Consider the following 12,816-nt stretch of genomic DNA (forward strand, 5'->3'; position numbering starts at 1 on the left):
GCGGGCCTGCCCGGTCATCCGCGATAGAAATCTGACGTCAAAAAACAAATTCAGCTTAAAAGTCCCGCTGCGCAAAGGCTAAACTGCCTCCCATTCCGAGACCCTCTTCGTCCGAGCCTGCGAGCCGGTTTGAGCTGATATGACGCGCACCCACGAAATCCGCCCCGACCTGGACGAAGGTATCGACCGCAAGGTACTCAGCCAGCTGCGCGCGCGTTTTCTCAAACTCAATGAAGGCCGCCTCGGCCGCGCCCTCGAAGGCCTGTCGACACGCCAACAGAGCGTGTTGACGTTGTTGCCGTTGTTCTTCCACGTCAACCATCCGCTGCTACCGGGCTATGTCTCGGGCAGTACACCGGCCGGCCTGTCGAATTACGAGCCGGACGCCAACACCCTTGCCGAAGCGCAGCGCCTGACCCGTTCGTTCTCCTACAAACCGCGCCACGGCAGCAATCCACCGCGCCCGATCCACGGACTGTTTCTGATGGGCAGCCTCGGCACGCTGGCGCAGGCCGATCAGAGTGACATGGACGTATGGGTCTGCCACGCGCCGGATATGAGCGAAAGCGAACTCGCTGAACTGGGCAAAAAATGTCAGTTGCTTGAGGCCTGGGCAGCGAGCCAGGGCGCCGAGGCGCATTTCTTTCTGATCGACCCGGCGCGCTTCGTCAAAGGCGAACGCGACACCCAGCTCAGCTCGGAAAACTGCGGCAGCACTCAGCACTATCTGCTGCTGGATGAGTTCTACCGCACCGCAATCTGGCTGGCCGGGCGCACGCCGATCTGGTGGCTGGTGCCGGTTTACGAAGAAACCGCCTACGACCTTTACACCCACACCCTACTGTCCAAGCGCTTTATCCGCGCCGACGAAACCCTCGACCTTGGCCATCTGGCGCGGATTCCGCCGGGCGAGTTCATCGGCGCCGGATTGTGGCAGTTGTTCAAAGGCATCGAGTCACCCTACAAGTCGGTGCTCAAGCTGCTGCTGACCGAGGTCTACGCCAGCGAACACCCGCAGGTGCACTGCCTGAGCCTGCGTTTCAAGAAAGCCGTGTTCGCCAATCAGCTCGATCTCGATGAGCTGGATCCGTACATGGTCGTGTACCGGCGCATTGAGGAATACCTCACCGCGCGCAACGAACCGGAACGGCTGGAGCTGGTGCGCCGCGCGCTGTACCTGAAGGTCAACCGCAAGCTCACCGGCAACAGCCGCACCCAGAGCTGGCAACGCTCGTTGCTGGAACGACTGGCCAGTGAATGGCATTGGGATCAGCGGCAACTGACGCTGCTCGACAGCCGCAGCCAGTGGAAAGTCCGCCAGGTCAGCGCCGAGCGCCGCGCGCTGGTGAATGAGCTGAACTACAGCTATCGCTTCCTGACCCAGTTTGCCCGCACCGAGCAGACCGTCAGCCTGATCAACAAACGCGATCTCAATGTGCTGGGGCGCCGACTCTATGCCGCCTTCGAACGCAAGGCCGACAAGGTCGAGTTCATCAACCCCGGCATCGCCCCGGACCTGGCCGAAGACACCCTGACCCTGGTGCAGTCGCGCAACAAAAAGGAACCGGGGCAAACCCAGTGGGGCCTGTATAACGGCAGCCTCACCGCATTGGAGTGGGAACACTTCGCGCCTATAAAGCGCAGCCGCGAATTGCTTGAGTTGCTGACCTGGTGCCACCGCAACGGCGTGATCGACAGCAGCACCCGCCTCGCTTTGCATCCCGGCACCAGCGACTTGAGCGAGTTCGAGCTGTTCAACCTGCTTGGCAGCCTGCAACAGTGCATCGCCCTGCCCCTGCCTACAGTGGCTGAAGAGCCATTGCTGCGCGCCGCGGTACCGAGCGAAGTGCTGATCCTGGTCAACGTCGGGATTGACCCGCTAAAACATCACCGCGACCTGAACATCCTGATGACCACCGAGCGCACCGACTCGCTGAGTTACGCCGGCGTGCGCGAAAACCTTGTGCTGACCCTGGATCAGGTCACGCTCAACAGTTGGAACGAAGTACTGGTCAACCGCTTCGACGGCCCGCATGCCCTGCTCGATTGCCTGCGCGACTACCTTAACAACCTGCCGCGGGGGGCCTTGCAGCCGTCGTTGAAGGTGCGTTGCTTCTGCCACAACCGCGCGCAGTTCATCGCCCGCCGGGTAGAAGAAATCATCGACACCGCGCAGAACCTGCTGCTCAGCGAGTTGAATCACCGCTATCTGATTCAGGTGCAGCAGCATTACCACGTACTGGAATTGGTGCCGGGCCAGGTCAACCACGTCGCCCTCGCGACATTGCCAGCGTTGCTGGATTACCTTGGTGAAGAACAGCCGCGCTACAGTCCGCTGCATCTGGATCCGATGGCGCTGGAGGAACACGACCTCGCATTGATCCTGCCGATGGGTCAGCCGGAATGCATCCAGGTGTTCTACCGGATCACCGAGCAGCAGGCCGAGTTGTATGTGCTGGATGAGTACAACGCGCTGTGGCAGCAACATTTGCCCTATCACGATGAGCAGAGTCTGTTGGTGCCGTTGCAGCGCTTCCTGCAATCGATCCTGTTCCGCCGCGAAGCCGTGCTGCCGATGGACGCCGGTCCCGATGCCCGCCTCGAAACTTTGTATTACCAGTTATTGCCTTCCGGCCCTGGGCGCGCACGACGGGTCGAAGCGCGACCAGCACCGCAGACGCCGGTAAACAAGCCGTTCTACGACGTACAGGCGATCGTCGGCAAAGCCGCACCGGGCGAAGTGCAGGTCACCCTGTATTGCAATCAACGGGAATTCAGTGAGCTGGAACATGGCGACCAGCTGTTCAGCGTGGTCGCCCGGGAGATCGTCGAGCAGCGCCGCGACAGCGAACGCTATCGCTGCTACATCACCGACCTCGACCTTTCTGGCCTGCTCGGTGACGGGCAGAGTTCAAGCAATCTGTATCTGCGCTACAAGGCTGACCTGGAGCGCGCCCTGAACGAAGCGCTCGAACAGGTCTGAGGCGGGTTACTCGGGAAACGCACCACCGTTGGCCGGTTGCGATTCGACTTCGAGCAAGGTCAGCTTCAGGGTCTTGCCACCCGGGGCCGGCCAGTCGATGTGTTGACCGACTTTCAGGCCCAGCAGCGCGCTGCCGACCGGAGCCAGAATGGAAATCTTGCCTTCATCGGCGTTGGCATCCTTGGGATAGACCAGCGTCAGGTGATAGTCCTTGCCACTGCCTTCTTCGCGGCAATGCACACGGGAATTCATGGTCACGACATCGGCGGGCACTTCATCGTGGCCAACCACGGTATCGGCGCGGTCCAGCTCGGTTTGCAGCGCAATCACGCCCGGCGCAGCCTGGTCTTTATCGTTCAGGCTGTCGATCAGGCGTTCCAGACGTTGCACGTCCAGACGGGTAAGGGTGATGGAAGGTGCGGTCATGATCCGGGCAGACTCCTTTCTTCTGCACACAAAAAAAGCAAAACCCCGCCAAAAAAGACGGGGTTTTCACCAGGCCTCGATGGGTTGAGGCGTGTTCGGACACTATCACAGCTCAAAAAATATACAAGTCACGCCCCGCCGCACTGTTTGCGCTGCGCCGCCTGCGCGCAAATTACCCGTCGCCGCTCGTCGTCCGCCGAGCGCCATTCGCGAATGTCTTCGACATGGCGGAAGCAGCCCAGGCAGACCTTTTGTTCGTCCAGCCGGCAAACGCCGCTGCACGGCGAAGGCACGGCCGGGCTGATGTTGCTGTAGAGCGGCTTCGGTGGACGAACAGGAGCGGTGTCAGTCACGGAATCACAGACCTTCGAAATCGAATTCGGCGCCGGCCTGTTGCTTGACGATGCGCTCGAGCATTTCGCCCAGTTGCTCTTCGCTCTTGTCGCACATCCAGCGCTCGCTTTCTTCGTCGTAGTCGAAGTGGAAACCACCGGACACCGCCGCCAGCCACAGCTGACGCAGCGGCTCCTGACGGCTGAAGATCAGCTGCGAGCCGTTTTCGAACTTGACGGTGAGCACACCGGCCGAGTTCTCCATGTCGATATCCAGATCACTTTCATCAAAGATGTCTTCCAGTTTTTCCTGGGTTTCATCGACCAGATCGTGAAAACGGGCTTCGGACAAACTCATTGCGGCAACCTCAAAAAATGTTCTGATCAGGCTCAAGCGCCGAAAGATACGGACGCTGCCGGCCGATTGCAAAGATTAACGACCAAGCACCCTGCCCCACTCCTGACACCAAACCCTTGTAGGAGTGAGCGGCGGTTCGGGCAGCTTTAGGCAAGCCCCGCCGGACGGGAGGGCCATCGCATAGGCAAGCCGCCGGGTGGCCGGTATACTCCGGCGCAATTAACGCATTTTCAAGGATTTCGCCATGAAGCGCCTGATCTCTTCCCTTGCTGCGCTCGTCGCGGTTGCCTGCCTCGTTTCGGCCTGTGGTCAAAAAGGCCCGCTGTACCTGCCGGATGACGATCAGGACCCGGCCGAGCAAGCCCAGTCTTCGCAGAAGCAACCGTCCAAAGCACACAAGCACGACGTTTACCAATAAGGGATCGCCATGGACGCTTTTAACTACCGTGGCGGGGAGCTGTTCGCGGAAGGGGTGGCGCTGTCAGCCATCGCCGACCGTTTCGGCACGCCCACTTATGTCTACTCGCGCGCGCACATCGAAGCTCAGTATCTGGCATTTGCCGATGCGCTGGCCGGCATGCCGCACCTGGTCTGCTTTGCGGTCAAGGCCAACTCCAACCTCGGCGTGCTGAATGTCCTGGCCCGCCTCGGCGCCGGTTTCGACATCGTTTCCCGTGGCGAGCTGGAACGCGTTCTCGCCGCTGGCGGCAGCCCGGACAAAATCGTCTTCTCCGGTGTCGGCAAGACCCGTGATGACATGCGTCGCGCGCTGGAAGTCGGCGTGCACTGCTTCAACGTCGAATCCACCGACGAGCTCGAGCGTCTGCAAGTGGTTGCCGCCGAGCTGGGCGTTCGTGCACCGGTATCGCTACGGGTGAACCCGGACGTCGATGCCGGCACTCACCCGTACATTTCCACCGGTCTCAAAGAGAACAAGTTCGGCATCGCTATCGCCGACGCCGAAGACGTGTACGTGCGTGCCGCGCATCTGCCAAACCTGGAAGTAGTCGGTGTCGACTGCCACATCGGTTCGCAACTGACCACGCTGCCACCGTTCCTCGATGCCCTCGACCGTCTGCTGGATCTGGTCGATCGTCTCGGCGATTGCGGCATTCACCTGCGCCACATCGATCTCGGTGGTGGTTTGGGCGTGCGTTATCGCGATGAAGAGCCGCCATTGGCTGCCGACTACATCAAAGCGGTTCGCGAGCGTCTGAACGGTCGTGATCTGGCGCTGGTGTTCGAGCCTGGCCGTTTCATCGTTGCCAACGCCGGCGTGCTGCTGACGCAGGTCGAATACCTCAAGCACACCGAGCACAAAGATTTCGCCATTGTCGACGCGGCAATGAACGACCTGATCCGCCCGGCGCTGTATCAGGCTTGGATGGACGTCACCGCGGTCAAACCGCGTGATTCCGCTGCGCGTAAATACGACATCGTCGGCCCGATCTGCGAAACCGGCGACTTCCTCGCCAAGGATCGCGAATTGGCCCTGGCCGAAGGCGATCTGCTGGCCGTGCATTCGGCCGGTGCCTACGGTTTTGTGATGAGCTCCAACTACAACACCCGTGGCCGTGCCGCTGAAGTGTTGGTGGACGGTGATCAGGCTTTTGAAGTGCGCCGCCGCGAAACCGTGGCCGAGCTGTTTGCCGGCGAAAGCCTGCTGCCGGAGTAACCCATGCTGCTGCGTTTTACCAAAATGCACGGCTTGGGCAATGACTTCATGGTTCTCGACCTGGTCAGCCAGCACGCGCATATTCAGCCAAAGCACGCCAAGCAATGGGGCGACCGCCACACTGGCATCGGTTTCGATCAATTGCTGATCGTCGAGGCGCCGAGCAACCCGGACGTGGATTTCCGTTACCGGATCTTCAATTCCGATGGCTCGGAAGTCGAGCAGTGCGGCAACGGTGCGCGCTGCTTTGCGCGCTTCGTGCTCGACAAGCGTCTGACCGCCAAACGGCAGATTCGCGTCGAGACCAAGGGCGGCATTATCGAACTGGACGTGCGTAATGACGGCCAGATCGGCGTGAACATGGGCGCCCCGCGTCTGGTGCCGGCGGACATTCCGTTCGAAGCGCCGGCTCAGGCCAGCAGCTATCAGCTGGAAGTCGACGGCACCACGGTCGAACTGGCCGCCGTGTCGATGGGCAACCCACACGCCGTATTGCGCGTGCAGGACATCAACAGCGCGCCAGTGCATGAGCTCGGGCCGAAAATCGAACACCATCCGCGCTTCCCCGCGCGAGTGAACGTCGGTTTTCTCCAGGTCATCGACCGTAACCGTGCGCAATTGCGCGTGTGGGAACGTGGCGCCGGGGAAACCCAGGCCTGCGGCACCGGCGCGTGTGCAGCGGCTGTCGCTGCGATCAGCCGGGGGTGGATGGATTCGCCGCTATTGATCGACCTGCCCGGCGGGCGTCTGTCCATTGAGTGGGCAGGCCCTGGCCAACCGGTGCTGATGACCGGTCCGGCAGTGCGTGTATATGAAGGACAAGTACGTCTTTGAGTGAGCAGAAATCATGACCGATAAGCCTCAGGTACCCGCCCGACAGTCCGACGAATCAGCGTCCGAGAGCCTCGAGGCGGCAGCGGTTGCCGCGTACCTCGAGGCGCATCCGGACTTCTTCGTCGAGCACGAAGAACTGCTGCCCGCCCTGCGCATTCCGCACCAGCGTGGCGATACCGTTTCGCTGGTCGAGCGACAGATGACCATCCTCCGTGACCGCAACATCGAGATGCGTCATCGCCTCTCGCAATTGATGGACGTCGCCCGCGACAACGATCGCCTGTTCGACAAGACCCGTCGCCTGATCCTCGCCCTGATGGACGCCTCCAGCCTGGAAGACGTGGTGATCAGCGTCGAAGACAGTCTGCGTCAAGACTTTCAGGTGCCTTTTGTCAGCCTGATCCTGCTCGGTGACAACCCGGCGCCGGTCGGTCGTTGGGTCAGCCACGCTGACGCGCAAGTCGCCATCGGCGGCCTGCTCACCGAAGGCAAAAGCGTCAGCGGCAGCCTGCGTGAGCATGAACTGGACTTCCTCTTCGGCGAAGAACAACGCAAGCAGATCGGCTCTACTGCCGTGGTCGCGGTCAGCCATCAAGGCATCCACGGCATTCTGGCGATCGCCAGCCGTGATCCGCAACACTACAAGAGTTCGGTGGGTACGCTGTTCTTGAGCTACATCGCCGAAGTCATGGGCCGCGTGCTGCCACGGGTCAACAGCTCCCTGCGCTCGGTACGCTGAACATGGAACGACAACTGGACGCTTACTGCGAACACCTGCGCAGTGAGCGACAGGTGTCGCCGCACACGCTCTCGGCCTATCGTCGCGACCTCGATAAAGTCCTCGGCTGGTGCGTCAAACAGAACATCGGCAGTTGGGCGGCGCTGGATATTCAGCGCCTGCGCAGCCTGATCGCCCGTCTGCATGCGCAAGGGCAATCCTCACGCAGCCTCGCTCGTTTGCTGTCGGCGGTGCGTGGGCTCTATCACTATCTGAATCGCGAAGGTCTCTGCGACCATGATCCGGCTACCGGATTGGCGCCGCCGAAAGGCGAGCGTCGCCTGCCGAAAACCCTCGACACTGACCGTGCTCTGCAACTGCTTGAAGGTGCGGTCGAGGACGATTTTCTTGCGCGCAGGGATCAGGCGATTCTGGAGTTGTTTTATTCATCTGGCTTGCGCTTGTCAGAGCTGACCGGGCTCAATCTTGATCAACTTGATCTGGCCGACGGCATGGTCCAGGTGCTCGGCAAGGGCAGCAAAACCCGTTTGCTGCCGGTGGGTAAAAAGGCCCGCGAAGCACTGGAGCAATGGCTGCCGCTGCGCGCGATGACCAACCCGGCGGACGACGCCGTGTTCGTCAGCCAGCAAGGTCGGCGCCTCGGCCCGCGAGCGATTCAGGTACGGGTCAAACTGGCCGGCGAGCGCGAACTGGGGCAGAACCTGCACCCGCACATGCTGCGGCACTCTTTCGCCAGCCACTTGCTGGAATCCTCGCAAGATCTGCGCGCGGTGCAGGAATTGCTCGGCCATTCCGACATCAAGACCACGCAGATCTACACCCACCTGGACTTCCAGCACCTGGCGGCGGTCTACGACAGCGCCCACCCACGGGCCAAACGCATGAAAGGCGACGATTCATGAGCATCCAGTTGATCACCTTCGACCTCGACGACACCCTGTGGGACACCGCGCCAGTGATAGTCAGCGCCGAAGCGGTATTGCGCGAATGGCTGAGCGAACATGCGCCGAATCTGGGCGCGGTGCCGGTGGAGCATTTGTGGGCGATTCGTGAGCGGGTGCTGGCCAATGAGCCGGGGCTCAAGCATCGGATCAGCGCGCTGCGTCGTCGGGTGTTGTTTCATGCAATGGAAGACGCCGGGTACGCCCATGGCGAAGCATCCGACTTGGCCGACAAGGGATTTGAAGTGTTCCTGCATGCGCGGCATCAGATCGAAGTGTTCCCTGAAGTCGAGCCAGTGCTGGAGATTCTCGCCAATCACTATGCGCTTGGCGTGGTCACCAATGGCAATGCCGATGTGCGTCGGCTGGGTCTGGCGGACTACTTCAAGTTTGCCTTGTGCGCGGAAGATATCGGCATCGCCAAACCGGATGCCCGGTTGTTTCATGAAGCGTTGCAGCGTGGTGGCGCCACCGCCGAAACCGCCGTGCACATCGGTGATCATCCGGGCGATGACATTGCCGGCGCGCAGCAGGCGGGGTTGCGGGCAATCTGGTTTAACCCGGCGGGCAAAGTCTGGGAAGCGGATCGTCTGCCGGATGCTGAAATCCGCAGCCTCACTGATCTGCCCGCGCTACTCGCCCGCTGGAATGCCACCTCGAAATAATCCACAAACCCTGTGGGAGCGAGCTTGCTCGCGAAAGCGTCAGGTCAGTCACTGCAATGCTGAATGACCTACCGCATTCGCGAGCAAGCTCGCTCCCACAAGGGAACTGCATTCACTTCAGCTCCTTTATTCCAGGCATGAAAAAGCCCGCAGCGACGGCGGGCTTTTTCAGCAAGCAAGCGACACGCCTCAGATAGGGCGGCTGCCGTACTTGTTGTCCGGCTTCTTCGGAGGATCGGCGACCACATTGGCCTCCACTTCCTGAACCTTGCCGCCGCGCGACAGGAACTCTTCCATGGCCTTGGCCAGGGCGTCGCGTTCCTTGTTCTTGGCTTCAATGCTCGGCAACTCGTCTACCGACACCGCAGCCTTGGCTTTGCCTTTGGCAGCCGGGGCCGGCGTATCGTCGCCACCATCGTCGTCAGCAACGTCTTCCGCTGCTGCTTCCAGACCTTCCTCGGCCTCGTCTTCGTCGCCTACTTCGAGGTCGTCGTTTTCCAGATCATCGTCGCTCATGTTCTACCTCATGACTTGCGAAAAGCAGATTAGTTATAGACCAGCTTTGGCAACTGTCGAAAGTCGCCGTTAAAAAATCAGTAACCATTGGTGACCAACGGTTTATGCCCCTTCACCGTGCAAGGTGGCGAGGACTTTTCGGGCACCGCCATGATCACGGTGCTCGCCCAGATAAACGCCTTGCCAGGTCCCCAGTGCCAGCCGACCTGCCGAAACCGGCAGACTGATCTGGCAACCAAGCACGCTGGCCTTGAAGTGCGCCGGGAGGTCGTCCAGGCCTTCGTCGTTATGCTCATAGCCGTCTGTTCCTTGTGGGATCAGACGATTGAAAAATCGTTCGAAGTCGCGACGGACCGCCGGATCGGCGTTCTCGTTGATGGTCAACGACGCCGAGGTATGCTGCAGCCACAAATGCAACAGACCGACCCGGCACGCCCTGAGTTCAGGCAGCCCGGCGAGTAACTCGTCCGTTACCAGATGAAAGCCCCGGGGCCGTGCCCGCAGGGTTATCAGAGTCTGTTGCCACATACAGTTCTCCGCACGTTCGGGGCGCATTCTAGCGCGCTCTGGGAAAAAACAAAGGCCCTAATATTCGCTCAATGATGTAAGCCATTGGCCGGTGAAAAACCGCCGTCGTAAACACGACTAAAGGCGTACGAAAAATCCTTTCAGCCTGTCGCTTAATGACAAATCCTGGACAAAAAAATGCCCGGCGAACCGGGCAATTTTTTTCAGTGCGCGTACTTACAGGTTGTAGCCGCGTTCGTTGTGTTGTGCCAGATCGAGGCCAACCGACTCTTCTTCCTCGGTCACACGCAGACCCATCACGGCGTCCAGGACCTTGAGGATGATGAAGGTGACGATCGCGGTGTAGATCACCGTGAAGCCGACGCCTTTTACCTGAATCCAGACTTGCGCACCGATATCGGTGACGGTGCCGAAGCCACCCAGAGCCGGCGCAGCGAAAACACCGGTGAGGATCGCGCCGAGGATACCGCCGATACCGTGTACGCCGAAGGCGTCCAGGGAATCGTCATAACCGAGTTTGCGTTTCAGGGTGGTGGCACAGAAGAAGCACACCACGCCTGCGGCCAGACCGATCACCAGTGCACCCATCGGGCCCACGGTGCCGGCAGCTGGAGTAATCGCTACCAGACCGGCCACCACACCCGAAGCGATACCCAGTGCGCTTGGCTTGCCGTGGGTGACCCACTCGGCAAACATCCAGCCCAGCGCGGCAGCAGCGGTAGCGATCTGAGTGACCAGCATCGCCATGCCGGCGGTGCCGTTGGCCGCCGCAGCGGAACCGGCGTTGAAGCCGAACCAGCCAACCCACAGCATCGCCGCGCCCATCAGGGTGTAACCGAGGTTGTGCGGAGCCATCGGGGTGGTCGGGAAGCCTTTACGCTTGCCCAACACCAGGCAGCAGATCAGACCGGCCACACCGGCGTTGATGTGCACCACGGTGCCGCCCGCGAAGTCGAGCACGCCCCAGTCCCACATCAGGCCGCCGTTGCCGGACCAGACCATGTGCGCGATCGGCGCATAAACCAGGGTGAACCAGATGCCCATGAAGATCAGCATCGCGGAGAACTTCATCCGCTCGGCGAATGCACCGACGATCAGCGCTGGAGTGATGATCGCGAAGGTCATCTGGAAGGTGATGAACACCGCCTCAGGGAACAAAGCCGCTGGGCCGGTCAGGCTCGAAGGCGTGACACCGGCGAGGAACGCCTTGCCCATGCCACCGAAGAACGAGTTGAAGTTGACGACGCCCTGCTCCATGCCGGTGGTGTCGAACGCAATGCTGTAGCCATAAATGACCCACAGGATGCTGATCAGACCGGTAATGGCGAAGCACTGCATCATCACGGAAAGAATGTTTTTCGAGCGAACCATGCCGCCGTAGAACAGCGCCAGGCCGGGGATGGTCATGAACAGCACGAGGGCTGTCGAGGTGAGCATCCAGGCGGTGTCGCCGGAATTGAGGACTGGGGCCGCCACTTCGTCTGCCGCCATTGCAAGGCTGGGCATTACGATGGACAACAGGGCTCCTAGCCCTGCGAATTTACGCAGAGTCATATTGTTTTCTCCTGGGGCGTTGGGTTTGTGGCGGCGGTTAAATCGCGTCGGTATCGGTTTCGCCGGTACGGATGCGGATCGCCTGTTCCAGATTGACCACGAAGATCTTGCCGTCACCGATCTTGCCGGTGTTGGCCGCTTTGGTTATCGCCTCGATAACCCGATCCAGATCCTTGTCGTCGATGGCCACGTCGATTTTCACCTTGGGCAGAAAATCGACCACATATTCCGCGCCGCGATACAGCTCGGTGTGACCCTTCTGCCGGCCGAAGCCTTTGACTTCAGTAACGGTAATGCCCTGCACGCCGATTTCGGACAGCGACTCGCGCACGTCGTCCAACTTGAACGGCTTGATGATGGCAGTGACTAGCTTCATGAAAACTCTCTCCCGAATTGGTGGACTTGCCCCAGGAAAACAAACCCGACTCAAGTCTAAGCGCAGTGCCTGGCTTTGTAACGCATCGTCGGCCGTACCTGCCCGACTGACGCCAGCTAACCGCTGCTGACGAAACTCCCCGCTTCGTCTGCCGCACTGCATTCGTCACAGCGACTGCATCAGTGCATGGGTCGAAGGTGACTAAGCAGAAAGCTTGCCATCTCGCCAAAAACCCCTGATTTCAATCCCTTGGCCGCTGCCGCAAGCCATCCCGTGCAAAAGCCCCTGCGGATACGCACAACAACGGTGCGTCGCCGTCCGTCCGCCTGCGCGAAAAGTGTGCATCCCTGACCACGAGATTGACTATAGACACTGCGTGATACACTGCCGGCCATTGTTTCCAGGACATCCACCATGCTCGCGCCCAAAGACTTCCTCGACGCCCTGAGCGGCACCGCCTCCCGCCTGTTCAGCGGCGACACCCCGCTGCCGAAAGCCGAAATCGAAAGCCAGTTCAAGATGCTGCTGCAGAGTGCCTTCAGCAAACTCGATCTGGTGAGCCGTGAAGAATTTGATAGTCAGATGGTTGTGTTGGCGCGTACTCGTGCCCGGCTTGAGAGCCTTGAAGCCAAGGTTGCCGAGATGGAAGCGAAGCTGACGCCGCCTGCTGAGTAACACGCTGCTCTCCCCTGTGGGAGCTAGCCTGCTAGCGATTGAAGGTCGGCACGACCTTCCCGTTCTTGGCAAACATTCGAAGTATGTATGTCGAAAGGTCAATCAAACCGCTCCTGCCGAGACAGGAGCGGTTTCCGTCAGCTCAATCCTTACAACGAATTATTCCAACGGTCTCGCAGAATCTCGTACAGGCGAAAAGCCCATAACGCGATCC

General features: G+C 60.3%; 15 protein-coding genes. 8 read left to right on the plus strand and 7 right to left on the minus strand.

The features are described from left to right. The first annotated feature begins 139 nt into the window (after positions 1–139). Positions 140–2,983: a class I adenylate cyclase gene (locus GTU76_RS02735; RefSeq protein WP_016985882.1), complete on the plus strand. Its 2,844-nt coding sequence runs from the start codon at positions 140–142 to the stop codon at positions 2,981–2,983. Positions 2,984–2,989: 6 nt separating this feature from the next. Here GTU76_RS02735 and rnk read toward each other — a convergent pair whose 3' ends face one another. From rnk to cyaY, 3 genes are all read right to left on the minus strand, one after another. Beyond that, positions 2,990–3,409, minus strand: coding sequence for a nucleoside diphosphate kinase regulator (rnk, locus tag GTU76_RS02740; RefSeq protein ID WP_016985881.1), 420 nt, complete (start codon positions 3,407–3,409; stop codon positions 2,990–2,992). A gap of 128 nt (positions 3,410–3,537) precedes the next feature. After that, the gene (locus tag GTU76_RS02745; protein WP_175555616.1) at positions 3,538–3,762 is read right to left on the minus strand and encodes a DUF1289 domain-containing protein; all 225 of its coding nucleotides are present in this window, start codon (positions 3,760–3,762) and stop codon (positions 3,538–3,540) included. Positions 3,763–3,766: 4 nt separating this feature from the next. After that, positions 3,767–4,099 (minus strand): iron donor protein CyaY, encoded by a 333-nt coding sequence (gene cyaY, locus GTU76_RS02750; protein WP_007911100.1) that lies wholly within the window; start codon positions 4,097–4,099, stop codon positions 3,767–3,769. A gap of 244 nt (positions 4,100–4,343) precedes the next feature. Here cyaY and lptM point away from each other — a divergent pair, with 244 nt between their 5' ends. Genes lptM through GTU76_RS02780 form a run of 6 tightly spaced genes read left to right on the plus strand, consistent with a single transcriptional unit; the run spans position 4,344 to position 8,953 of the window. Further along, entirely contained in the window at positions 4,344–4,517 is a 174-nt protein-coding gene (gene lptM / locus GTU76_RS02755) for an LPS translocon maturation chaperone LptM (RefSeq protein ID WP_007911098.1), read from the plus strand. 9 nt (positions 4,518–4,526) lie between these two features. Beyond that, a complete protein-coding gene (gene lysA / locus GTU76_RS02760) occupies positions 4,527–5,774 on the plus strand; it encodes a diaminopimelate decarboxylase (protein WP_016985879.1) in 1,248 nt (415 codons plus the stop codon). 3 nt (positions 5,775–5,777) lie between these two features. After that, on the plus strand, positions 5,778–6,608 hold the full coding sequence (gene dapF / locus GTU76_RS02765) for a diaminopimelate epimerase (protein WP_016985878.1): 831 nt from the start codon (positions 5,778–5,780) through the stop codon (positions 6,606–6,608). Positions 6,609–6,621: 13 nt separating this feature from the next. Next, positions 6,622–7,347 (plus strand): DUF484 family protein, encoded by a 726-nt coding sequence (locus GTU76_RS02770; protein WP_016985877.1) that lies wholly within the window; start codon positions 6,622–6,624, stop codon positions 7,345–7,347. A gap of 2 nt (positions 7,348–7,349) precedes the next feature. Next, the gene (gene xerC / locus GTU76_RS02775; RefSeq protein ID WP_007950060.1) at positions 7,350–8,249 is read left to right on the plus strand and encodes a tyrosine recombinase XerC; all 900 of its coding nucleotides are present in this window, start codon (positions 7,350–7,352) and stop codon (positions 8,247–8,249) included. Continuing rightward, positions 8,246–8,953 carry an HAD family hydrolase gene (locus GTU76_RS02780; protein ID WP_175555619.1) on the plus strand — a complete coding sequence of 236 codons (708 nt, stop codon included), beginning with the start codon at positions 8,246–8,248 and terminating at the stop codon, positions 8,951–8,953. Before xerC ends, GTU76_RS02780 begins: the two co-directional genes overlap by 4 nt. Positions 8,954–9,142: 189 nt before the next feature. Here GTU76_RS02780 and sutA read toward each other — a convergent pair whose 3' ends face one another. The 4 genes from sutA to glnK form a co-directional block, all read right to left on the minus strand. Next, positions 9,143–9,469, minus strand: a complete 327-nt coding sequence (gene sutA, locus GTU76_RS02785; RefSeq protein WP_007920420.1) for a transcriptional regulator SutA — start codon at positions 9,467–9,469, stop codon at positions 9,143–9,145. Between the two features lie 102 nt (positions 9,470–9,571). After that, positions 9,572–9,997: a secondary thiamine-phosphate synthase enzyme YjbQ gene (locus GTU76_RS02790; protein ID WP_034152034.1), complete on the minus strand. Its 426-nt coding sequence runs from the start codon at positions 9,995–9,997 to the stop codon at positions 9,572–9,574. A gap of 216 nt (positions 9,998–10,213) precedes the next feature. Then, on the minus strand, positions 10,214–11,551 hold the full coding sequence (locus tag GTU76_RS02795) for an ammonium transporter (protein ID WP_016985874.1): 1,338 nt from the start codon (positions 11,549–11,551) through the stop codon (positions 10,214–10,216). Positions 11,552–11,588: 37 nt separating this feature from the next. Beyond that, positions 11,589–11,927: a P-II family nitrogen regulator gene (gene glnK, locus GTU76_RS02800; protein ID WP_002555808.1), complete on the minus strand. Its 339-nt coding sequence runs from the start codon at positions 11,925–11,927 to the stop codon at positions 11,589–11,591. 414 nt (positions 11,928–12,341) lie between these two features. Here glnK and GTU76_RS02805 point away from each other — a divergent pair, with 414 nt between their 5' ends. Continuing rightward, complete coding sequence (locus GTU76_RS02805) at positions 12,342–12,602, plus strand: accessory factor UbiK family protein (RefSeq protein WP_007920416.1); 261 nt, start codon at positions 12,342–12,344, stop codon at positions 12,600–12,602. Positions 12,603–12,816 lie beyond the last annotated feature (214 nt).

Origin of the sequence: Pseudomonas crudilactis (genome assembly GCF_013433315.1) — a bacterium.
GTDB lineage: Bacteria > Pseudomonadota > Gammaproteobacteria > Pseudomonadales > Pseudomonadaceae > Aquipseudomonas > Aquipseudomonas crudilactis.